19 protein-coding genes are annotated in these 22,118 nt (G+C 71.1%); 9 read left to right on the top strand and 10 right to left on the bottom strand.

Annotated elements, in window-relative coordinates:
- Positions 1-28: 28 nt before the first annotated feature.
- Together CQ044_RS08480 and CQ044_RS08475 are read right to left on the bottom strand one after the other, a co-directional pair.
- The gene (locus tag CQ044_RS08480) at positions 29-1,633 is read right to left on the bottom strand and encodes an FAD-dependent oxidoreductase (RefSeq protein WP_105688069.1); all 1,605 of its coding nucleotides are present in this window, start codon (positions 1,631-1,633) and stop codon (positions 29-31) included.
- Entirely contained in the window at positions 1,630-2,679 is a 1,050-nt protein-coding gene (locus CQ044_RS08475; RefSeq protein WP_105688068.1) for a LacI family DNA-binding transcriptional regulator, read from the bottom strand. The genes CQ044_RS08480 and CQ044_RS08475 overlap by 4 nt, the downstream gene beginning before the upstream one ends.
- Positions 2,680-2,844: 165 nt before the next feature.
- Here CQ044_RS08475 and CQ044_RS08470 point away from each other — a divergent pair, with 165 nt between their 5' ends.
- Complete coding sequence (locus tag CQ044_RS08470) at positions 2,845-5,163, top strand: hypothetical protein (RefSeq protein WP_105688164.1); 2,319 nt, start codon at positions 2,845-2,847, stop codon at positions 5,161-5,163.
- Between the two features lie 130 nt (positions 5,164-5,293).
- On the opposite strand, the gene CQ044_RS08465 is transcribed toward CQ044_RS08470, so the two are convergent.
- Positions 5,294-8,158 (bottom strand): FAD-binding and (Fe-S)-binding domain-containing protein, encoded by a 2,865-nt coding sequence (locus CQ044_RS08465; RefSeq protein ID WP_105688067.1) that lies wholly within the window; start codon positions 8,156-8,158, stop codon positions 5,294-5,296.
- 78 nt (positions 8,159-8,236) lie between these two features.
- On the opposite strand from CQ044_RS08465, the gene CQ044_RS08460 reads away from it, so the two are divergent.
- Positions 8,237-8,887: a GntR family transcriptional regulator gene (locus CQ044_RS08460; RefSeq protein ID WP_181158235.1), complete on the top strand. Its 651-nt coding sequence runs from the start codon at positions 8,237-8,239 to the stop codon at positions 8,885-8,887.
- 22 nt (positions 8,888-8,909) lie between these two features.
- On the opposite strand, the gene CQ044_RS08455 is transcribed toward CQ044_RS08460, so the two are convergent.
- The gene (locus tag CQ044_RS08455; protein ID WP_105688066.1) at positions 8,910-9,716 is read right to left on the bottom strand and encodes a 2-phosphosulfolactate phosphatase; all 807 of its coding nucleotides are present in this window, start codon (positions 9,714-9,716) and stop codon (positions 8,910-8,912) included.
- Positions 9,713-11,107 carry an MFS transporter gene (locus CQ044_RS08450; RefSeq protein ID WP_105688065.1) on the bottom strand — a complete coding sequence of 465 codons (1,395 nt, stop codon included), beginning with the start codon at positions 11,105-11,107 and terminating at the stop codon, positions 9,713-9,715. The genes CQ044_RS08455 and CQ044_RS08450 overlap by 4 nt, the downstream gene beginning before the upstream one ends.
- An 80-nt stretch (positions 11,108-11,187) precedes the next feature.
- On the opposite strand from CQ044_RS08450, the gene CQ044_RS08445 reads away from it, so the two are divergent.
- Positions 11,188-11,823 (top strand): TetR/AcrR family transcriptional regulator, encoded by a 636-nt coding sequence (locus CQ044_RS08445; protein WP_105688064.1) that lies wholly within the window; start codon positions 11,188-11,190, stop codon positions 11,821-11,823.
- 167 nt (positions 11,824-11,990) lie between these two features.
- Here CQ044_RS08445 and CQ044_RS19415 read toward each other — a convergent pair whose 3' ends face one another.
- Positions 11,991-12,530 (bottom strand): VOC family protein, encoded by a 540-nt coding sequence (locus tag CQ044_RS19415; RefSeq protein WP_146116767.1) that lies wholly within the window; start codon positions 12,528-12,530, stop codon positions 11,991-11,993.
- Positions 12,531-12,634: 104 nt separating this feature from the next.
- Here CQ044_RS19415 and CQ044_RS08435 point away from each other — a divergent pair, with 104 nt between their 5' ends.
- The 3 genes from CQ044_RS08435 to CQ044_RS08425 all read left to right on the top strand — a co-directional run bounded on the left by CQ044_RS08435 (position 12,635) and on the right by CQ044_RS08425 (position 16,360).
- The gene (locus CQ044_RS08435; RefSeq protein ID WP_105688063.1) at positions 12,635-13,594 is read left to right on the top strand and encodes a J domain-containing protein; all 960 of its coding nucleotides are present in this window, start codon (positions 12,635-12,637) and stop codon (positions 13,592-13,594) included.
- A gap of 364 nt (positions 13,595-13,958) precedes the next feature.
- Positions 13,959-15,704 carry a sensor histidine kinase gene (locus CQ044_RS08430; RefSeq protein WP_105688062.1) on the top strand — a complete coding sequence of 582 codons (1,746 nt, stop codon included), beginning with the start codon at positions 13,959-13,961 and terminating at the stop codon, positions 15,702-15,704.
- Positions 15,695-16,360: a response regulator transcription factor gene (locus CQ044_RS08425; protein WP_105688061.1), complete on the top strand. Its 666-nt coding sequence runs from the start codon at positions 15,695-15,697 to the stop codon at positions 16,358-16,360. Before CQ044_RS08430 ends, CQ044_RS08425 begins: the two co-directional genes overlap by 10 nt.
- 79 nt (positions 16,361-16,439) lie before the next feature.
- On the opposite strand, the gene CQ044_RS08420 is transcribed toward CQ044_RS08425, so the two are convergent.
- Entirely contained in the window at positions 16,440-17,777 is a 1,338-nt protein-coding gene (locus CQ044_RS08420) for a serine hydrolase (RefSeq protein WP_258133215.1), read from the bottom strand.
- Between the two features lie 255 nt (positions 17,778-18,032).
- Here CQ044_RS08420 and CQ044_RS08415 point away from each other — a divergent pair, with 255 nt between their 5' ends.
- From CQ044_RS08415 to CQ044_RS08405, 3 genes are all read left to right on the top strand, one after another.
- The gene (locus CQ044_RS08415; protein WP_105688060.1) at positions 18,033-19,346 is read left to right on the top strand and encodes a serine hydrolase; all 1,314 of its coding nucleotides are present in this window, start codon (positions 18,033-18,035) and stop codon (positions 19,344-19,346) included.
- A gap of 174 nt (positions 19,347-19,520) precedes the next feature.
- Entirely contained in the window at positions 19,521-19,928 is a 408-nt protein-coding gene (locus CQ044_RS08410) for a cupin domain-containing protein (RefSeq protein ID WP_105688059.1), read from the top strand.
- A complete protein-coding gene (locus tag CQ044_RS08405; protein WP_045270727.1) occupies positions 19,925-20,137 on the top strand; it encodes an RNA-binding S4 domain-containing protein in 213 nt (70 codons plus the stop codon). The genes CQ044_RS08410 and CQ044_RS08405 overlap by 4 nt, the downstream gene beginning before the upstream one ends.
- 16 nt (positions 20,138-20,153) lie before the next feature.
- On the opposite strand, the gene CQ044_RS08400 is transcribed toward CQ044_RS08405, so the two are convergent.
- The 3 genes from CQ044_RS08400 to CQ044_RS08390 all read right to left on the bottom strand — a co-directional run bounded on the left by CQ044_RS08400 (position 20,154) and on the right by CQ044_RS08390 (position 22,116).
- A complete protein-coding gene (locus CQ044_RS08400; RefSeq protein ID WP_105688058.1) occupies positions 20,154-21,461 on the bottom strand; it encodes a hypothetical protein in 1,308 nt (435 codons plus the stop codon).
- 116 nt (positions 21,462-21,577) lie between these two features.
- Complete coding sequence (locus CQ044_RS08395) at positions 21,578-21,904, bottom strand: type II toxin-antitoxin system PemK/MazF family toxin (protein WP_105688057.1); 327 nt, start codon at positions 21,902-21,904, stop codon at positions 21,578-21,580.
- On the bottom strand, positions 21,901-22,116 hold the full coding sequence (locus CQ044_RS08390) for an antitoxin MazE family protein (protein WP_258133214.1): 216 nt from the start codon (positions 22,114-22,116) through the stop codon (positions 21,901-21,903). The genes CQ044_RS08395 and CQ044_RS08390 overlap by 4 nt, the downstream gene beginning before the upstream one ends.
- Positions 22,117-22,118: the final 2 nt, after the last annotated feature.

The following is a 22,118-nucleotide window of genomic DNA, read 5'->3' as shown; positions in this document are numbered from 1 at the left end:
GGGGGGCTTTCTTGATAGGAGGGGGTCGCTAGTAGCCGAGGATCTCCGGCCAATGGAGTTCGATGCCCGACTCGACGAGCCGGTTCTGGAACCGCTGTCGCAGTTCCTGGTCCGAGAGCACGTGTCTCGGAAGCGTGGATTCGTCGATGCAGAAGCTCGCGAGCTCGCCCGCGGCCTCCCCGATGTTCCACTCGACGGGATGGAGCCGGTAGGCGCCGTTGGTGATGTGGGTCGTGCCGATGTTCTTCGCGGCGGGGAGAAGGTTGCGCGTCGCGACCGGCACGAGCGCTCCGAGCGGGATCTCGAACGGCGCGCATTCGACGTCGATGTAGTTGTCGCCGCCGGTCGAGGGATGCAGATCGATCCGGTACATGCCGATCCCGACGGAGTCGTCGAACGTCGCCGGCCCGGCGTGCCCGCGGTGGGAGACCGAGATGTCCTGCTCGACCACGGTGGTGATCGCCCTGATGCGCCGGGACTCGCGGATGTACGGGGCCTGCGCGAATCCGTCGGTGGTACCGGTCTGGTCGCCCCTGGGGCGGAGCCCGGGCCAGCCAGTGCCGCCGTCCGGACGCGGCGCCTCGGTCTGCAGCCAGTACAGGTAGGAGCGGGACAGTTCCTTGGCCGCCGCGCGATGGGTCTCGGCATCCTGATCGTCGATGATCGACCCGTCCAGGTAGTCCAGCATCGGCCAGTTGGCCACCACGATGTCGCTCTCGTATGCGCCGGGCTGGAAGTTCTGACGGGCGATGATCCGGCGGAACTCCCACAGGTCGAGGTCACCGGGATCCTGCCGCGGGTCCTCCCCGGCACTCGTGCCGTAGGGCGGGTTCACGTGGAAGGTGCGGGATTCGGGCTCGAGCGTGCGCGGTTGCGGCGCGGTGAACGAGAGCAGACGGTCGCCCCAGAATGCCGGGGCGTACTCGCGCCAGTAGTCGTAGGCCGCCGGTCGCTCGATCGTGAAGTCGGCGCCCTCGATGTGGTCGAAGACGAAGCACCAGGAGATCGATTGAACGTTGCCGGGATCCGCGTCCTCCGGGGCGCTCGGCTCGCCCGTCTCGGCGCGTGACTCGGCTCCGAGGACGAAGTCGGTGCCGGTGAGCGGGAGGAGCTCGCCGGTCTCGGTGGCGTCGAGGATGAACGGCGCCTCGACCTGCACCTCCGTGCCGTCCTCGGCGTGGCGCAGGATCACGGACGAGACGAGGTGCTCGGCCACCGCCGCCGACGTCGGCAGGTAGGGCTGGAGGATCGTGAGCCGACCGCTGGACAGGTGAGGGGCCAGCTGCTGCGCGATCACCGCGACGGCCACCCGGGGCTCGTGGCAGAGCCGGCTCACGCGTCCGAGTCCGGGATTGAGCCGGGGGTCGCGGCGGGCGGCGTCGGTGAGCGGGTAGAAGGAGCGGTAGTGCGCGCGGATCCCCTCGCGGAGGGCCCGGTAGCGCGCGGTGACGCCGAATTGCTCGACCCAGATGTGCTCGTCGGGCGGCACCGCCTGGGAGGTGAGCTGGCCGCCCAGCCACGCATGCTCCTCCGACAGGATCACGCGCTTCCCGCGACCGAGGGCGGCGAGGGCGGCGGCGATGCCCCCGAGCCCGCCTCCGATGACGGCGACGTCCGCACGGAGGACCCTCATGCGTCCGCCCGACGCGCCCCGAGCGTCTCGCCGAGCTCGAGGGAGCCGTTGAGGAGCCGCTGCCGGTCGATCGTCCCCGCGTACTCGGGCGCGGCCGCGATCAGCTCGCGGAGCAGACTCAACGCCTCGAATGCGATCCGCTGGCGCGGGGTGTGGAATCCGGACAGGCGCAGCCCGCCGATCGTGTGGCTCTGCACCTCACCGAGCGCCGCGAGCGAGATGTCGCCGGGCAGAGAGACGCCGAGACGCTCGAGAGCGAGTGCGAGATCCTCGGCGGCGAAGGCGTCTTCGGCGACCACGAGCGTGGCACCGCTCTCGACGATCGTGCGCGCGGTCGCCGCGAGGTCACCGCCGACATCCGGCAGGGAACGGAAGGACAGGGGCCCGGACTCCCCCGCCGCCTCGATCTCGGCGAGCCGGTCGCGGGACGAGGGGGTGTCCCTGTCCCCGTGCACGTAGACAGCGGTCGTGTGCCCCAGCTCGGCGGCCCTCGCGATCAGATCCCGGGTGAGCGCGCGGTAGTCGATCCCGACGTACGGCACGCCTTCCGCCTCGTCGCGTCGTCCGACGGCGACGAAGGGGAAGCCCTCGCTGACCAGCCGGGCCAGCTCCTCGCCGTCCATGTGCTGGCCGAGCAGGATGCAGCCGTCGGCGAGACGCAGCCGAGTGTTCCGGTGGAAGAGCCGACGCGACCCGTTCTCGACCGGCGAGCTCGTGAAGAAGAGGAGGTCGCAGTCGTGCTGCTCGGCGGCCCGCTCGATCCCGTTGAGCAGCGGACCGTAGAAGTCCATGCTCTCCGCGGTGAGCGCGGATTCGTAGGTGAAGACGCCGAGGATCTTGTTGTCGAGTCCCGCGAGCCTCCGCGCGGCGGGATCGGCCACATACGTCGTCTGCTCGATCGCGCGTCGCACCCGCTCCCTTGTCGCCTCCGGGATCCGGACGTTCGTGCCGTCCCGATCGTTGAGCACGAGGGACACCGTCGTCTGGCTGACCCCGGCGATCCGCGCGATCTCCTTCTGGGTCGTCTTGCCCGTCTTCCCCGACATGCCGGTCCTCCGCGTCTGTCTGATAATGCCTATCACCAAGGCATGACCACGACGCTAATGCGTATCTTCAGGAAGCGCAACCCTTCTTGACATCGACGCGAACGGGGGATCAGACTGAGGACCGTTCTGGCGCTAATGCGCATTATCACGATCAAGGGAGATCCGATGACGAACGGGAACGAAAGCACCGCGGGGTTCACCCGCCGAGGATTCCTCGGCGCGACCTTCGCGGCAGGAGCGCTGCTGGTCGCGGCGCAGAGTCCGATCCGGGCGAATGCTGCGGCGGGCGACGTGACGCTCAGCGCGGACGGCGTGAGCATCGTCGCCAGCCCCGGCGGTCGCGTCGCGATCAGGGACGGCTCGGGCGTGATCCGCATGCAGGGATCCAAGTTCCAGACCAAGGACACCGCCACCGGCATCCAGGTGTCCACGGGCGGCACCCCCGCGCTCGTGACGCTGGCCGACGGCACCCCCGCGATCCGGATGGACTACACGATGCCCACCGCCGCGGGCACGATCGCGGTCTACGGTCTCTTCTCGATCAGCACCCGGCACGTACGACTCGAATGGCACGCCTCGGGATCCGGCGCCTTCATCCCCGACGGGTTCCTGTTCAGCCGCGCGATCCTCTCGGCGACCGAGCCGGACGGCTATGTCGCCCTCACCGAATGGAAGAGGGACACGGGCGGAGGAATCCCCTTCGAGGACGCGGTGGGCGTCGCGCACACCTCGGCCTGGGGCGCGCTGCACGGCCTGCTCATCCTCGATCGCTCCCGCCAGTCCTGGACGAACTCGACGTGGGTGCACGCGCCCGGCGCACTCCAGTCCGACGGCACCGTCGTGAGCCGGGCGGACTTCTTCTTCAGCGACAAGCGCCCCTCGGCGGTCGCGTCGATCGGCACGGCGCAGGATCTCGGGATCGAGGTCTGGACGGACCGGACGTTCGGGCTGTGGGATTCCGCCGGACAGCAGCTCACGGTCTCTGCGCAGGTCGCGAACGGCGCCACGGCCGACCGGGCTGTCGACCTGGTGTGGTGGGCGCGCGACTTCAACGGGACGGTTCTCGCGAGCCAGACGGTGCCGGTCGTCGTACCCGCCTCGGGAACGCTGGATCACAGCTTCACCCTGACATCGCCGGGTTCCGGTTTCATCGTCACCGAGGTCGCGGCGGTCTCCGGCGGGACAGAGGCCTTCGCCCGCACCAACCTCGCCGCGATCCCGCCGCGCGACCATCCCGCGACCGCGGACAGCATGTTCGGGATGGCCAACTACCCCTGGCTGCAGGTCCCCTCCGCGACCGCCGTGCTCGACCTCTGGCAGAGCATCGGGGTCGACCGGGTCCGGATCGCGTACGACGGCGGCCCCGGCCTGCCGCCGTCCGCGTTCGACACTCGCGGCATGACGCACAACATCGAGCTGCAGCCATCACTGACCGCGACGGCTGCGGAGGCCACGGCCTGGGCATCCGCCAACACCGCGACCGCAGTGGCGGCCGGTGCCGAGTACTTCGAGGTCGGCAACGAGCTGAACCGCCCCTTCAACACGGGGACCGCCGCGCAGGCGTACGTCGACAAGGCGCTGCGCCCGGTCCACGATCGCGTGGTCGCCACCGGAGCGTCGCTCAAGCTCCTGAACAACGGGCTCGCGGGCATGGACGAGCCGTGGGTGCAGAACTTCCACGCGGCCGGCGGCTGGGACCTCATCGACGGGATCGCGTTCCACCCCGGCCGGGGCAACTTCACGCCCGACTTCGTTCCGCAGGATCCCGTGGACGCGGGCGCGAACGGCACGTACTGGAACTTCCTCGGCGGCCTCCGCCGGCTCAAGGCGCTCGTCGCGCAGTACGGGCCGAAGGAGATCTGGATGACGGAGGCGTACGCCTGCACCAAACCCAACGCGTGGTGGTACGACACCTACCGGCACGCCGCGGAGAACGTGTTCCTGAGCCTCGCCCTCGCCAAGGCGGAAGGCGTCCGCTGCGTGTGCTGGTACCAGTTCCACGACAGCGTCCTCGGCAATCCGCAGGTCGCGAACCCCGCGGACGCCGAGTACCACTACGGCCTCATGAACCGCGACACCAGCGCGAAGCCGTCCCTGCTCGCCTACGCGAACGCGGCACGGCTGCTCGACCGCGCCACCTTCGTCCGCTGGCTCGACTTCGCCGACGACCACAACAAGGGCCTGCTCTTCGACGCGCCGGACGGCGGGTTCGCGGTGCTGTGGAACCGCGCGGACGGCTACATCCTGAACGCCGATCACGACCCTGCAGGGAGCACCTTCCCCGCACCGGAGCTCTGGCTGGATCCGTGGCCGACCAAGACGACGCTCGTCGTTCCGGCCACGGGCACGAGCGTGACCCGGATCGACTGCATCGGACAGGAGACGGCCCTCGCCTCCGGCGCGGGAACCGTGGCCCTCACGCTCGACGGCGCCCCCCGCATCTATCGTGGGCTCGACTGCAGCGGCACGCAGCTGGGGGTCTGACCGCCTCGTCTGCGCCGAACGCCTGAAGGACGGATCCAACTCCGCAGGATGATCCGCGCGGAATCATCCTGCGGAGTTGCAGAAGTCCTGTGGAAGCGAGGCACGGGACCACGACCGTGACCGGCCCGGATCAGAGCCGGGTCAGCTCCTCGAGCACCTCGACCACGTGCCGGTATGGCTGACCGGTCGCGCGGCTCATGCCGAGCTCGCAGGTGCGGTTCGCCGAGACGTAGGCGTCGAAGCCGCCGTGGTCGACGGCGGCCGCGGCGACCTCTGCCGCCTCGACCGCGGTGGCGCTCGCGGTCAGCTCGGGGTGCAGCATGCCGCGGTCGCCCGCGAACGCGCAGCAGCCCCAGCCCTCCGGCACGTACACCTCGTCCGCGACGGCCGCGGCGAGCGCACGCAGGGCGTCGTTCGCGCCGAGCTGAGTCGTCGAGCACGTCGGGTGCACCGCGACCGACCCGATGCGCTCCCGCACGGTCAGCTTCGGCAGCACCTCCCGCGCGAGGAAGGTCGTCGCATCCTCGATCCGCAGTGCGGCGTACTCCGGGCGCTCCGCAACGGCCTTCGCGAGCATGACGTGCAGTCCCTCGGTGCATGACGCGGCGTCGCAGACCACGGGCAGCGCGCCCTCGTGGCTCGCCCGCCACAGCGCGGGCAGGACGCGTTCGGTCATCGTGGTGTAACCGTCGAGCTGCCCCTTGGACTTCCACGGGGTGCCGCAGCAGAGCCCGCCGGCGTCCGGCGGCACGCTGTACGAGATCCCGGCCCGCTCCAGCAGCAGCCGCACGGCCTCCCGGGAGCCCTCGCCGCCCTTCGTCTCGCTCCGCTCGCTCAGGGACCGGGGTTCGGGCCCGAACATCGTCCCGATGCAGGATCCGAACAGCACGGCCTGCGCATCGACGGGGCTCTGGGCCTGCGGCGCGCGCGTGCCTCCTCCGGGGAGGCGCGCGTCGTACAGCGGCACCGTGTCGGCGCCGAGCACGGCGCGGGCGACCTTGGTCACGCCGGTCACGAGGGGCGCCGGCAGCGCTTGGGCGACGTTCAGCGCCAGACCGCCACCACGGGTGATCACGCCCCAGCCCTTCGCCGCGACGTTCCACACGCCCTGCTCGAGCCGGCCGGCCTCCTCGGCGCGCAGTCGGCGCACGAGATCTCCCGTGTTGATGTCGACGGGGCACGCGACCCCGCACATGCCGTCGACGGCGCAGGTCTGCACGGCGTCGTAGTCGTAGTCCCGCGCGATCTCGGCGGCCACCTCGACATCGCCGCGATGCAAGGCGGCCGTCATGTCGCGGCGCAGCACGATGCGCTGCCGCGGGGTGAGGGTGACGTCCTTGCTGGGGCAGGTCGGCTCGCAGTACCCGCACTCGACGCAGCGGTCGACCTCGCCCTCGACCCTGGGCACGAGCTTGAGGTCGGCGAGGTACGAGCTCGGATCGTCCGACAGCACGACGCCGGGATTGAGGATCCCGTCCGGGTCGATGTGACCTTTGATCTCCCACATCATGTCGGTCAGCACGTCGCCGTACTGCCGCCGCACGAACGGCGCCATGATGCGACCCGTGCCGTGCTCGGCCTTGAGGGTGCCTCCGTGGGCGAGCACGAGCTCGACGAGGTCCTCGGTGAAGGCCTCGTAGCGGCGCAGCGCCTCGGGATCGTCGAAGCGCTCGTTGACGAGGAAGTGCACGTTGCCGTCCTTGGCATGCCCGAAGATCACACAGCCCTCGTAGCGATGCTTCTCGAACAGGGCAGTGAGCCCCTCGCACACGCCGAGCAGGCGCTCGACCGGCACCGCGATGTCCTCGAGCAGCGCCGTCGTGCCCGACGGGCGGGCTCCCGCGACCGCGGTGTACAGCCCCTTGCGGACGGTCCAGAGTTCGCCGCGCTCGGCAGGATCCTCGGTCATCCGCGCCGGTGCAGTGAGCGGTAGGGAGGCGACGTGCGCGAGCGTCGCCGCCGTGCCCTCGGCGAGCGCGTCGGCATCCGCGGCGTGCACCTCGACGAGCAGCGCCGCGTGCCCCTGCACGTCGATCCCGGCGATCGCCTCCGGCACCGTGCTGAGTCCCTGCGCGACCCGCAGCGAGGCCGCATCCATGAGCTCGATCGTGGCGAGCCCGAGCGCGGTCAGATCTGGCAGCGCGGCCATCGCATCGGAGAGGGTGTCGAAGACGAGCAGCCCGGTCGAGATCGCGGGCTGGATCGGGATCGTGCGGAATCGCGCCTCCGCGACGAACGCGAGCGTCCCCTCGGATCCGATCACGAGGTGCTCCAGGATCCGCACCGGATCATCGAAGTCGAGAAGGGAGTTGAGGCCGTACCCCATCGTGTTCTTCATCGAGAACTGTCGCGCGACCTCGGCGCTCAGCGCGGGGTCGCCGCGGAGGCGATCGCGCAAGTGCTGCAGCCCCTGGGCGATCTCGGGCTCCCGGTCCCGCAGCTGAGCGAGGGCATCGGGTGCCGCGGTATCGAGGATCGTGCCGCTCGGCAGCACCAGCACCATCGACTCGATCGTGCGGTAGGAGTTCTCCACGATGCCGCAGGCCATGCCGCTCGAGTTGTCCGCGACCACGCCGCCGATGGTGCAGGCGATCTCGCTCGCCGGATCCGGACCGAGCTTGCGCCCGAACCGCGCCAGTCGTGTATTCACCTGACGCACGGTCGCGCCGGGCTGAGCCGCGACGGAACTCCCGTCGGCGCTCACGCTGATGCCGCGGAACGCCGAGCGCGTGTCGACCATGACGTCGCCGGTCACGCCCTGTCCGCTGAGGCTCGTGCCGCCGGAGCGGAAGGTCAGGGTGCGCCCTGCCGCGCGCACGGCGTCGAACACTCGCGCGACGGACGCCGCGTCCTGAGGGACGAGCACCGCGTCCGGCACGAGCAGGTAGTGCGAGGCGTCGTGCGCCCGGGCGAAACGGTCGATCGTGCGCGAGGCGACCCGGACACCGGGGCCGAGGGCGGCCTCGTCCAGTGGCGAGGTCAGGGTGGCGGACATGCGGAACTCCTCGCGACAGCGCGATCAAGATTGTCTGACAAGCATACCGATCGCGTTCACGTCTTCTACGCTGTTGCCATGATCAACAGCACCCTGGACGTCGTCGGCGTCGTCGAGGCGACGAGTCGGGTGCTGCGCGCACGGATCCTGAACGGGACGCTCGCCGGCGACGCCCCGGTCACCGAGGCCTGGGTGTCCGCAGAGTTCGGCATCGCCCGCCCGAGCGCCAAAGCGGCCATCGAGCAGCTCGTCGCGAGCGGACTGCTCGTGCGGACCGCGCACCGCAGCGCCCGTGTGGCCGCGATCGACGCGGGCATGGTGCGCGACGTCTATCGCACCCGCGCGCGCATGGAGAGCATGGCGCTGCGAGAGCTCGCGGTCGACGCGCGCATCCCCGCGGCGGCCGTCGCCGCGAACGACGAGATCAGCGCGTTGCCCCCGGGACCGGATGCCGCGACCGTCGATCCGGACATCCGCTTCCACACCGCGCTCATCGATGGGATCGAGAGCGAACGCACCTCCCGCATGTACCGCACCCTGCTGGACGAGACGCGCCTCTGCATGGCCCAGGTGCAGGGCCGACGCCTGCTCGACGCCCATGACATCGCGGCCCAGCACCGCGCGATCCTGGACGCCGTGCGCAACCATGACGGGGATCTCGCCTCTCGGCTCCTGCACGAGCACCTCGGCTCCGCCGAGGAGCGGCTGGTGGACGCGCTGGGCGCCTGACGGGCCGGGCCCGCCGGTTCGTTCAGGTGCGGATGCCCGGATCCGCCACCCGGTACACGCCGTCCACGAGCACCGGCACGGTCGAGGACACGTCGGTATGGGCGGCCAGCTCGACGTCCGCACCCTGCCCTTCTTCACGCAGTTCGACGCCGCTCGACGATGCCGTGAACAGGTGGCGGGTCGCCCGGGCAAGGCCCGTGTAGGCGGCGCAGGCCGCGGCGGCTTCGGGCGAGCAGGCGTCGATGCCGAGGGCACCGAGGGCGTCGATGACAGCGCCGGCGGTGAGCAGGTCCTCGACGGAGAACCGCACGGTCTCGTCGTCGCGCACCTCGCCGCCCGCGACCACGGCGACCTTCACGCGGTGCCCGAGGGCGTGCTGGTGGTCGAGGATCCACTGCGCGACGGCGGAGCGGTTCCGCAACGACGCGGCGAGGACCGGCACGCCGAAACGCGCGGCGGCGGCGGACAGCCGGGATCCGTTGAACGACGGCACCACGGCCCTGGTCGCACCGAAGGCCGCGACGTTCTCGCCGGTCAGGCTCGATGGCGACAAGGTCACCCCCGGTCCCCCGCGCGGTCCCGCGAGACGGGCCTCGCCGAAGCCGTGCTCGGCGGAGATCCGCTCGGCCTCGACCCGCGTGCCGGGGAACGGCTGCACCTCGAGGCCCTCGGTCACGGCCCGCTCCACGGTCGTCGTGAACGAGATCGCGTCGATCACCACGATGACCCCCGCCCCCTGCGCGATCGAGCGCAGGCCCTCGCGCGCCCAGTCGAAGCGCACCTCGTAGTCCTGCTGCAGCGGATGGTCGGGGCTCATCGGGGATCTCACCCGGGAATGGTACCCGGCCGGGGCGCCCGGATCGCTCCTCCGACGATCGCGCCCATCACCGACACGCCCGCGGCGATCGCGAAGAGCAGCGTGAACGACGATGCTCCGCGCGCGCCCCCGATGACGAGCATGGTCACCGGCGCACCGAGCGCAGAGCCGATCGTGCGCAGCACGCCGTTGACGCCGACCGCGGCCGCGATCTCGTCGCGCGGGACCATGCGCGAGACGAGATCGGCGGCGAGCGCGAACCCCAGACCGTTGCCGAGTCCCACCAGGGAGAAGAACACGACGATCGCGGGCAGGGATCCGGCCATCAGCGCGGAGCCGATGCTGCCGCCCGCCATCGCGCCGAGGGCGATCACCGCCACGACCGCCGCCGGCATCCGGCCGAGCAGCACCGGGGCAAGCCGCCCGCCGATGACGACCAGCACGGCACCCGGCAGCATGGCCAGTCCTGTCGCAGCCACCGTCATCCCGAATCCCGTCCCGGGCGGGGCCTGGAACAGCGCCGGCAACCCGACGTAGAAGGCGTACGGGATGAAGCCCAGCATCAGAGTGAGCAGGTTCACCAGCACCATCGCCGGGCGCGCCAGGACGCGCACATCGATGAGCGGTTCGCGCACCCGCCGCTCGACGACCCAGAGCGTCGCGAGCAGCACCGCCGCGAGCACGAGCAGGGCGGCCGCGGCGACGGCTCCCCAGGCGGCCCCCTGCGCGACGGCGAGCAGCAGGGCGAGCAGGCCGCCGCTCAGCAGGGCGGTGCCCGCGACGTCGATGCGGGACCCACTCGCCGTGCGCGCCGAGCGCCGCGGAACGAGCACGGCGACGAGGACGAGGGCCACGGCGCCGAGCAGCGCGCCGACGGCGAACAGCCACTGCCAGCTGGAGACTTCGGCGATCACGCCGCCGATGACGAGAGCGATCCCGGCCCCCAGGCCCAGAGCGCCGCTCAGCCACCCGATCGCCGCGGGCTGGCGCTCGACAGGAAGGTGGTGCCGCACGATCGCGAGCGCGAGCGGGAAGGCCGCGGTCGCAGCGCCCTGCAGCACCCGCCCGATCAGGAAGACGCCGAAACCGCCGCCGAGGGCGCACAGGATCCCGCCGAGGATGAACGTCGCGAGCGAGACGAGCAGCACCCGCCGATGACCGTGGCGATCACCCAGGGCACCGAGGACCGGTGCCGCGACGGCGCCGCTGAGCAGATACGAGGTGAGGATCCAACCGCTCCCCGCGGCATCCAGCCGGAGGCTCGCGGCGAGCTGCGGCAGGGCGGGGACGAGCAGCGTCTGCATGAGCGAGTACGCCAGCACCGCGCAGAGCAGAGCGGGCAGGATGCCCCGTCGTGCGAGGGAACGGTCGTCGAGATCGACGAGGGGGATCGAGGCGGTCATCGGCTTCCTTTCTATCGGAACGGAGCGCTCCGTTCCGATCAAGATATCCGATCGCCACGAGGATCGCTAGCCTGAGGAGGATGGACGGACTCCCCGACCGCGGCCGTGCCCGCGAAGCGCGTGCGAACGACCGCACCGTGCTGGAAGCCGCGCGCGACGTGTTCGCCGCCCGAGGGTTCGACGCGCCGACCTCGGCGATCGCGCAGCGCGCCGGGGTGGGCGTCGGCACGATCTACCGTCGGTATCGCTCGAAGGACGAGCTTGTTCACGCTCTGCGCCTGCTGGCGCTGGACGACGTGACGACGATCGCGACCGAGGTGGCGCGGGAGCGCCCGCCCTTCGCCGTGGGGCGGTTCATGACCCGGCACCTCGAGGAGGCGGCGAGCCCGCTCGCCACGACCTTCGGCCTGCTGCTGCCCACCTCCGCGGAGATCGACGCCGCGGCGGACCGCCTGCGCGATGCCCTCGAGGCTCTCATCGCCCTCGACCTGGCACGTGGTCTGGTGCCGGAGGACTACTCGTCCGGAGAGATCATGATCACCTTGAGCCACCTCCGGCCGCACCTGGCGGTCGGACGGGAGCGCGCCGTGGAGCTCAATCTCCGCCAGCTCGACCTCTATCTCGCCGGGCTCGGTGAGATCGCCGCCGGTCGCGCCGCCCAGCGCGGCACCCCGCTCACCTGGGACGAGTGGGTGACGTTCAACAGCACGACCTGACCGGAGGTCGTGCCGGCCCGGCCTGGCTCGGACGCGCTCCGCCCGTGCGGTGCCGTGCCGTTGCGCGCGGTGCCGCGGCCGTCGCGCGCGGTGCCGTGCTCAGCCAGCCCGCCCGCGCGGTGCTGTTCAGCGGGCGCCGCGCTCAGCCCGCCCACGCGGTGCCGTGCTCAGCGGGCGTCGTCGGAACGCAGTGGCGCGCTGCTCCAGTTCGATGCGGCCCCTGTCAGCGCCGCGTCGAGCGATTCCTGCGCGTACCGCATGTTCTCGGCGTAGCGCGGCTCCTGCAGGCGTTGCCACATGACTTCCTCCGGCACGTCCTCGACCTGGGCCGTCACCCACCAGATGTTGCCGAACGGATCCTTCACGCGCCCGCCGCGCTGCCCGAAGGCGTTGTCGCCGAGCTCGGTCACGATCGTCGCGCCGCGGTCCAGCGCCCGCGCGAAGGCGGCATCGGCGTCGGCCACCCAGACGCGCAGCAGGCTCGGCATCACCGGCCAGTCCTGGCGCCGGTCGAAGGCCAGCACCACGGTGTCACCGACACGGATCTCACCGTGGCCGATCGAGCCGTCCGCGGTCTGCACCCGGGCGAGCTCCTCGCCCTCGAAGGCACCCGCGATGAAGTCGAGCAGAGCGCCGGTGTCGTCGGTCACGACCCAGGGCGCAACGGTCGTGTAGCCGGTCGGAGTGGCGGGGTCGATCATCGCCATGAGGGATCCTCTCGTCGTCATCCCGAGCCTACGAGCGGCCTCCGACATCGACCGGATAGCCTGTACTGCGCTGTTCCACCGCCGCAGACCACCCGAGGAGGGCGATGTTCGACAGCCCGCTCTCCGCGTCCGCGTACGAGGTGCTCGGCGTCGTCGCGACCATCGACGACGAGGAGCTTCGTCGCGCCTACCGGCTGCAGCTGCGCCGCACGCACCCCGATACGGGCGGCGATGCGACCGTGTTCATCCAGGTGCAGCGCGCCTGGGAGCTCGTCGGCACACCAGAGCTCCGCGCCGTCTACGACCGCGGGCACGGGTTCTCCGACGACGAAGTCGCGTGGGACGGCTGGCGAGCGCCGGCCGCACGCACCGACACCCGCCCGCGTGCGAAGGCCTACGGCGAGGCCGGCGCGAGCCGGCGGCGTCACTACGTCGCGCAGGTGCACGCGTGGGCCGGGTCGGACGTGCCGGATCCGTACGACCCCGCGTTCGTGCGCACGATTCCCCGCGAGCTGCGCCGAGTCCTCGCGCACGCCCTCGCCGAGGAGCACACCGCCCGCTCCGTCGCCGATCTGGGCATGGGCTTCACCGCCTGGCACGACGTGGCGGTGCCTGGCACTCCGACCGGCTTCGGCGGTGCCGGCGGCGCGGGCGCTTCGGTCCCGGCACCCCCCGACACGCTCGACCACATCGTGCTCGGACCATCCGGGCTGTACGGCGTGATGTCGGCCGACTTCGGCGAGATCGCGCGCTTCCGCGGCGGTGAGGTCATCAGCTCCGGGGCCGGGCCCCGCGCCCCGATCACGGCGCTGGTGACGCAGGTGCGCACGGTCGCACGCTCGGCGCGGGTGCGCTTCGGCGGGGCGATCCTGGTGCTCCCCGACGACGACCTGGCGCAGGCGACCACGCCCCTCGGCGCGATCCGCGGCACGACCGTGGTGGTCGCGCGCCGCAGCGCCCTCCGCACTCTGCTTCGGTCCGGTGTGCCCGGATCCCGGACGATCGGCGGCACCGAGCTGTTCGACGTGCGAACCCGGATCCAGCAGACCGTCCGCTTCGCCTGAGCGCGTGCTGGCCTGGTTGCGGGGCGGGCTTGGCATCGAGGTGAGCTGAGCGTTGGGGCTGGGGGTTCCGTCGACGCCCCCTCTGGGGATCCACGCCCCCTCTGACGAACGGCCATGCGAGGGGGCGCCGACCCTGCGAGGGGGCCTCGACGTTGCCGGAGCCCCACACGGCAGAGCCCACACGGCAGAGCCCACACGGCAGAGCCCACACCGCAACCACGCGGTCGAAGCCGGCGCACCGCCCCAGCACGGGACTCAAGCCCATGGTCACCGCCCCTGCGGCGCGACATCATGGGGTGTGCGCATCGCGAAGAGCGAAACATCGCGAAGAGCGAAGCGTCGCGAGGGGCGAAGAGGAGAGGCGATGGCGGATCCGGGAACCGTCGACCTGTCTTCCGCCGTGCGTCCGCGCCGCGGCTCGGAGCGCCCGCTGCCCACCGCACTCGTCATGATCGCGGCGTTCGCGCTCCTGCTGGGCGTGGTCGAGCTCGGGATCGGGCTGCGCACGCCCGACACGCTCTGGGTGGTCGCGCTGTTCACCGGCGTCTTCTGGATCTGGGTCGCCGCGGGCCTGCTCGCGTGGTGGCGTCGCCCGCACAACAACACGGGCCTGCTGCTCGTGGTCGGCGGGATCGCCCTGTTCCTCGCCGGGCTCGTGAACCTCGGAGTCGACGCGCTCTCAGTGCTGAGCGCGATCTTCGCGACGAGCCCGCTCGCGATGACCATGCATCTGCTGCACGCGTTCCCGTCCGGGCGCCTGCGCGGCCGGCTGTCGATCACCACCGTCGTGCTGGGCTGGGTGGCCTGTCCCGTGTCCCAGCTCGTCCTCGTCGTGCTCTCCGGGACGGCGCAGGGCGCCATCCCGGTGGTCGCCGCGGTGCAGAAGACCCTCGGGATCACCGTCATGGTGCTCACCGCGATCGTGCTGGTCCGCCGTCTCATCGTCGCCGATCCCGGCCACCGGCGCGTGCTGCTGCCCCTTTTCGGCTACGGCATCGTCGCCGTGCTGCTGCTCGCCTTCGCGCCCACGATCGTCGGCGCACTCGGGTGGGATCCGTCGCTCGGCGGGGTGATCCAGCTCATCGTCTCCGCGGCCATGCCCGTCGCGTTCCTGCTCGGAGTGCTGCTCGGCGGATTCCGCCGCACCGGAGCACTGGAGCCGCTGAGCGCCTGGCTCGGCATCACCGGCGCCGGCGGTCCTGCCGTCGCCCGCGCGCTGGCCGGCACGCTGGGCGACGACTCGCTGCGGGTCGTCTACTGGTCGCCGGAGCGCGACGAGTACGTCGACGAGAGCGGCGGCCCGGTCGACCCCGCCCAGCGCGGACCCGACCGCGGCTGGTGCGAGATCCGGGTCGACTCACGGCTCGTGGGTGCGATCGTCTACGACACCCGGATGACTGCGGATCCGGCGCCGGTGCGACGCGCGGGCGACGTCCTCGCGATCGCGATCGACCGCGAGCGCCTCACCGCAGAGCTGCTCGCGAGCAACGACGCGCTCACGCAGTCACGGATCCGCCTCGTCGAGACCGCCGACCGGGAGCGCTCGCGCATCGCGCAGGACCTGCACGACGGCATCCAGGTGCAGCTCGTGCTGCTGGCCCTCGCCGCGCAGACCATCGCCAACGCCCCCGACGCGAGCGCGGACACCAGCGAGGCCTCGGCGCGACTGCGACACGGGATCGACGAGGCCGCGGCCGACCTCCGCCGCCTCGTGCACAATGTGCTGCCGGTCACGCTCACGGAACGCGGGCTCACGGCCGCCGCGGAGGACCTCGTCGATCGGCTGGCGATCCCGGCGTCCCTCGAGACCGACGTCGAGGATGCGGCGATCTCGTCCACCACGGCCCACACCGCGTACTTCATCATCGCCGAGGCCCTGACGAACACCGTCAAGCACTCGAAGGCGTCCTGGGTGCGCGTCACCCTGCACGCCGACGCGGGACGGCTGCACATCGTCGTCCGTGACAACGGGGTGGGCGGGGCGAGCGTCGACCGCGGTGCGGGCCTGCACGGCCTGCTCGACCGCGTCGACGCCCTGGGCGGCAGCCTGCGGATGCGATCGGATCCAGGACACGGCACCGAGGTGAGGGTGGAGCTGCCATGCGCGTGATCATCGGCGAGGACGAGGTGCTGCTGCGCGAGGGCCTGCGGCATCTGCTCGCACAGGACGGTTTCGAGGTCGTGGCGGCCGTCGGCGACGCCGCGGCGCTGCTCGAGCAGGTGGATCTGCTCGAGCCGGAGCTGGTCATCACCGACATCAGGATGCCTCCGACCCACACCGACGAGGGGCTGATCGCCGCTCTCCGGATCCGTGAGACGCATCCCGGGATCCCGGTCGTCGTGCTCTCGCAGTACGTGCAGCGCCGTTACGCGACCGAGCTGCTCGATCAGAACGGCGGCGGCTTCGGCTATCTGCTCAAGCAGCGCATCGCCGACGTCACCACCTTCACCGCGGACCTGCGCCGCGTCGCCGCCGGCGGCACGGCCCTGGATCCCGAGGTCGTCGCCGTGCTGGTCACGCGCGCGAGCCGCGCGAGCGGGGCGGTCGGATCGCTCACCCCGCGCCAGCTCGAGGTGCTCTCGCTCATGGCGGAGGGGCGCAGCAATGCGCGGATCGCGACGGAGCTGTTCCTCTCCGAGAAGGCGGTCGTGCAGCACACCTCGCACATCTACACCGCCCTGGGACTCGCCGTCGACGGGGAAGACCACCGCAGGGTGCTCGCGGTCCTGCGCTTCCTGGCGTCCGTGGCGGAGGAGTACCGCTAGCGGGATCCATCCCCGGCCGTTGAGCGAGGACGCGAAGCGACCGAGACGAAACGTAGCCCCCTTCGCGGGCGGCCGACGCCTACTTCCGCGGCGGCGGCGTGTACGCCGTCCCCAGCTCGGCGGTGAGGGCGACGAGGAGGCGCACCGCGGGCGTCTGACAGATCGCGTCGCCCGGATCGTCGGTGAGCGTGGGCGATGTCGTGCACCCGCCCGATGCGATGTCGCTGTTGGTCTGCACCGCGACCGTGGTGTCGGTCGCCGTGTCGTAGAAGAGCGAGGTGTTGTAGCCGGAGAGGTCGCCGGTGTGCCCGACCCACCCCTGCGAGCAGCTCAGCCCGAAGCCGTAGCCGATCGGCGAGAACGACGTCAGCCGCAGGGTCTGCGTCTTCGCGTCGACCAGCCCCTGCCCGGTGCCGAGGGCGCGGCCCATCGTCAGCAGGTCGTCGATGTCGGAGATGATCTCGCCGGCGGTGAAGCTCCACGACGGGTTCCAGTCCGTGGAATCGGTCGGCGCGTCGGGGGTCGCGGTGTTGCCGTTCAGCGTGTAGCCGTGCGCGTACGGCTCGGGGAGCGCGGCAGAAGTGCCAGGCCACGACGTGTTCGTCAGGTGCAGCGGGTCGAAGATCCGCTCCTGCATGACCTGGCCGATGTCCTGGCCCGTCACCTTCTCGATCACCTTCCCGAGCAGCACCGTGTTCGTGTTCGAGTACGCGAAGCTCTCCCCCGGCGGGAACAGGGGCGACACGGCGACGCCCGCCTCGATGATCTCCTCCGGCGTGTAGACCGCGGTCGGATCCGCGAAGTACTTCTGCAGGAGCTTCTCGTTCATCGTGTAGCTCGCGACGCCGCTGGTCATGTCGGCCAGCTGGGTGAGCGTGATCTTGTCGCCGTTCGGGATCCCGTCCACGTACTTCGCAATGGTGTCGGCGAGGGCGAGCTTGCCCTCATGGGCCAGCTGCAGCACGATCGTCGCGGTGTACATCTTGGTGAGCGACGCGACGCGGGTGTGCATGCCCACCTGCATCGGCGTGCCCGCCGCCGGATCCGCGGATCCGTAGGCCTTCGTCCAGGTGCCCTCGGGCGTGCGCACGCCGACGACCGCGCCAGGGGAAGCGCCCAGGGCGAAGGCCTTGGCCGCGGCGGCGTCGAGCGTGGCGACCGTCTCCGCGGACAGCGCGGACATCGTCTTCGCCCCGGGCTTCGCGGCGACGGTCTTGGCCGGATCCGCGACGCACGCGGCCGCCGCCGCGGCCGTCGGGGTCGCTGACGGCGAGGGCGTGCGCGACGACGCGGCGGAGGGACCGGAGCAGCCGGCCAGGACGAGCGCTCCGGCGACGGCGGCGAGCGCCAGGGCGCGGCGCAGGTCGCGCCCTGTGCGGTGGGAGTCGCGCGGAGTGCGGCGGGGGGACGGCATCATCTCAACCTCCGTAGACGCTCTTCATGAGCGAGGTGGCGATCGGTCTCCGCCATCATCGTGAGCCTCCTCGTCGCACACACCGGAACACCGCATGTGCGGATCCGACCCCCGATCCCCCCTCGAGCATCCCCATGCGCTCACCAGTCTCCCGGGACGCGGCGGCGGGCGGAATGGGCCTACGTCTATTCCTCGCAGACTCCGCCGGTGCCAGAGTCTCCTGTGGGGAAGGACTGATCCGCCTGAAGGAGCTCCGCCATGGTCACCGCTCGTCTCGCGAGGCCGATCGCGCTCGCGGCCGCCCTGCTCGTCCTCGCCGGCTGCTCGGCGCAACCCTCGACCGGCCCCACCTCGACGGGCACCGGAACCCCGTCATCCGCGGTGCCCGCGGTCTCGACATGCGTCGCCGACCCCTCGGCCGTCGTGACGCGAACCGCGGATCTGCCGACCTCGGCACTTCCCGAAGACCTGACCGCGACCATCGACAAGACCGCGCAGGCCGCCTTCGCCCAGACGTCCGCGAAGGGCGCCATCGTGGCCGTGCAGTCGCCGAAGGGGCTGTTCTTCAAGGCCTACGGCGTGGCGGATCCGTCCACCGGCGCCCCGATGACGACCGATGTCTACCAGCGCGTCGGATCCATCACGAAGCCCTTCACCGGAACCCTGACCCTGCAGCTCGCGGCCGAGGGCAAGCTGAGCCTCGACGACAAGATCTCGAAGTACGTCGACGGCGTGCCGCGCGGCGACGAGGTCACGATCCGCATGCTCGCGGACATGAGCAGCTCGGTGACGAGCTACACGAAGGACCCCGCCTGGCAGAAGATCTTCTTCTCCGAGCCCGACCGGGTGTGGAAGCCCGAGGAGCTGCTCAAGGCCGGCCTGGGCCTGAAGCCGCAGGACTTCACGCCCGGGACCGCGTTCGACTACTCGAACACCAACACGATCCTGCTGGGCTTCGTGATCGAGAAGGTGACGGGCAAGAGCTTCCAGGACGTGCTGGCGGAGAAGATCCTCACCCCGCTCGGCCTCACGCACACGATCTTCCCGGCCGGATCCGCCGCGTTCCCGGATCCGCACGCGCAGGGATTCACCCTGCAGGGCGGGCATGGCACCCCGGAGAACCCGGCGAACACGACGAACTGGAACCCCTCCTGGGGCTGGACCGCCGGTGAGCTGATCTCGAGCGCGCAGGACCTGCTGAAGTTCGGACGGGCGGAGGCGACCGGTGCGGGGCTCGTGCCGGCGAAGGACCAGATCGAGCGGCTCACGTCGTTCCGCGAGTTCAACGGGCCCGGCAACGGCGGGTACGGCATCGGCTGGGGCTGCCAGAACGGCTGGGTCGGCCACGCCGGGGAGCTGCCCGGCTACAACACCTCGATGTTCTACAGCACCAAGGACGACACCACGATCATCACGATGGTCAACAGCGACATCCCCTCCGGCGACTGCCCGAGCGATGCCAGGACGTTGACCGACAACCCGACGGATCTGCCCTGCAGTTCCCCCGCGACCCGGATCTTCCAGTCCCTCGCGCAGGAGCTCGGCACCCCGTTCGCGCCGCAGAAGAAGTAGGCCCGTTCGCGGGATCGCCGGGCTCGGCCGCCCACTCCTGGTGTCGACGCCCCCTCTGAGCGTCGGCGCCCCCTCGCAGCAACGCCACCACAGGGGGGCGCGGATGCTGCGAGGAGGCGTCGGCTCGCCTGGCGCGTCGATCGCACCCACCGTCCGCTGGGATAGCGTGGCGGCATGAGTGGCTACGACGTGAGCGAGATCGGCGGAATCGACACCTGGGGTGTCGCGGAGGGGACCGGGAAGAGGTTCGTCGACGGGGAGGCGGCGAGGTACCTCGGGATGTCGGCGAACGCGACGGATCCCGGTGCGAGCTCGCCGTTCTGGCACCGGCACGACCGCTTCGAGGAGCTCTACGTGTTCCTCGAGGGGCGCGGGCAGATGGCGCTCGACGACGACGTGGTCGACGTGCAGGCGGGCACCGTGGTGCGCGTCGCGCCCGAGACCTGGCGGGCCGTGCACAGCGCCGCCGATGCCGATCGCCCGCTGAAGTGGCTGTGCCTGCGCGGGGGCGGCGACAGTCTGTCCGCGATCGGACGCGATGGCGAACTCGACAAGGAGCGGACGTTCCCGTGGACCGCATGAGCGATGACATCTCCATCGGGGGCGAGAGCATCCGGCTCGGACAGTTCCTGAAGTTCGCCGGACTGCTCGACTCCGGCGGCGACGCCAAGGAGGCGATCATCGACGGGTACGTGCGCGTGAACGGCGAGGTGGACCGCCGCCGCGGACGGCAGCTCGTCGACGGCGACCTCGTGACGTACGACGGACGTACGGTCCGCGTCCGCCCCTGATCCGCCGGCAGTCGGCTCAGTCCCGCGCGGGCCGGCGCAGCAGCTCCACGGCGACGAGGACGAGCAGCGCGCCCAGCAGCACCCACAGCACGAGCCACGCCGTGAGCGGGTGCACGAGCAGCACGACGGCTGCGGCGACGAGCGCGACCACGACGAGGATCCACCGGTGCGAGCGGTCGATCCAGTCGCCGAGACGGGCGGGCCCGGTCGGCTCGACCTCGGCCGACGTGCGAGGAGCACCGGGGCGCACGGCATCGGCGACCCTGTCTCCGGCGCGGCGGACGGCCCGCGCGGAGCGAGAGGTGCCGATGACCCATGCGACGAGGGCCACCACGAGGGCGAGCAGGCCGAGGGCGAGGATGCGCTGTGTGAGCGGCGCCGTGATCTGGTCGAACACGGATCCGGCCGCTGCCGGCGTGATGACGGATCCGCCGGATGCGAGCGCGCCGACCCCGACCGCACGCCCGACGGCGATCGCCGCCAGCATCAGCACCATGATCACGGTCGCGGCGATTCCGGCGGCCAGGACCGTGCGTCGGCGCTGCCGTGCCACCAGTACGCCGGCGAGCAGCAGGGCCAGTGCGATCCACGGCAGCCAGGTGGAGACGGTCACCACGAGCCCATAGACGGTGACGGCCTTGCCCAGCGACGCGTTGTGGACGAGCACGATCGTCTGATCCGTCGTGGGGATGGCCTGGGCGAACGTCACGCCCTCGGCCAGCAGGCGGGTGCGGACCCCGTCGAGGATCGGGCCCAGCTGCAGCCGCAGCCCGCCGTCCGAGCCCGCGGCGAGCGCGGCATCGGGGGCGCCTTGCAGCACAGCGAGGGCCTGCGTGTGCGAGACGCTCAGCGCCTGCTTCCACACGTCCGCGAACGTGGGCGAGGTGATCACGTTCTGGACCATGCCGTGCACGAGGTTCTGCGCCCCTTGGGCGACCGGAGCCTCCAGCAGACCCAGCGCCACCGAGGCCTTGGGCGGCATGTCCAGGGCGCGCAGGCCGTCGAACACATCGCTCGTGAGCGCGGGGATGTCGACCTGCCGGTCGATCACCTGGTTCGTCGCATTCACCAGGACCGTCTGCACGGCGGGATCCGCGGCGAGCGGCGCGAAGGTCGCGACGAACTGATCCGTGTCGGTGAGCAGCGCGTTGACATAGCCGGTGACGGCACTGACGGATCCGAGGACGAGTCCGAGCACGATCAGGATCGCCGATCCGGCGCTGCGCCACCATGCCGCGGAGCGCCGTTCCGCACTGTTGCGCAACGCCTCGTTCTCGGTTTCGAGCCGCGCGATGCGCGCCGCCGGATCCTCATCGCTCGTCATGACGCGTCCCTTTCGTCGAGATGCTCGGTCGGGGCGGCGCCGCGCGGATGAGCTGAGAGCAGACTATTGCGCCGTACATCGCGCGCGCACGATCTCAGCCTCGCGGGCGCAGGACTTCAGCGCGCCATTCCGAGGTACACCATCAGCAGCCGCTCGACCTCCGTGAGCTGATCGGCAGACAGCCGCCCGATCCGCGCATCGACGTTCTGCCGTCGGACGGACGTGGCCTTGTCGATCATCACGTCGCTCTCCTTCGTCAGGCCCGAGAGCTCGCCGGGGCGGATGCGAACCCTCAACAACGGGGCATCGATCACGGCACCGGTCAACGGCAGCACGGTCACGGACGCCGTGGCGGCGAACAGGTCGTCCTGGATGATCAACGCCGGCCGAGGCTTCGACGCGTACGCACCGCCGGCGACCGTCCAGAGCTCGCCGCGGATCATTCGTCTTCCCACTCCACCGACACGGCCTCGATGAACGCCTGATCCTCGGTCGCCGATGCCGCGCCGGCGCTCAACGCGGCCTGGCGATGCGCCTCCCCCGCGAACGAGGCGCTGCGCACATCGGGCACCCAGACCTGCATCGGACGGAAACCGCGCTCGCGCATTCGCCGCCGATACTCCCCCACCCGCTCATTGACGCCCATGTCGCTCATCG

This window comes from Microbacterium sp. MYb64 (assembly GCF_002979495.1).
Lineage (GTDB): Bacteria > Actinomycetota > Actinomycetes > Actinomycetales > Microbacteriaceae > Microbacterium > Microbacterium azadirachtae_A.
Note: the sequence above shows the minus strand (reverse complement) of the source record. Positions and strands in the feature narration are given on the sequence as shown.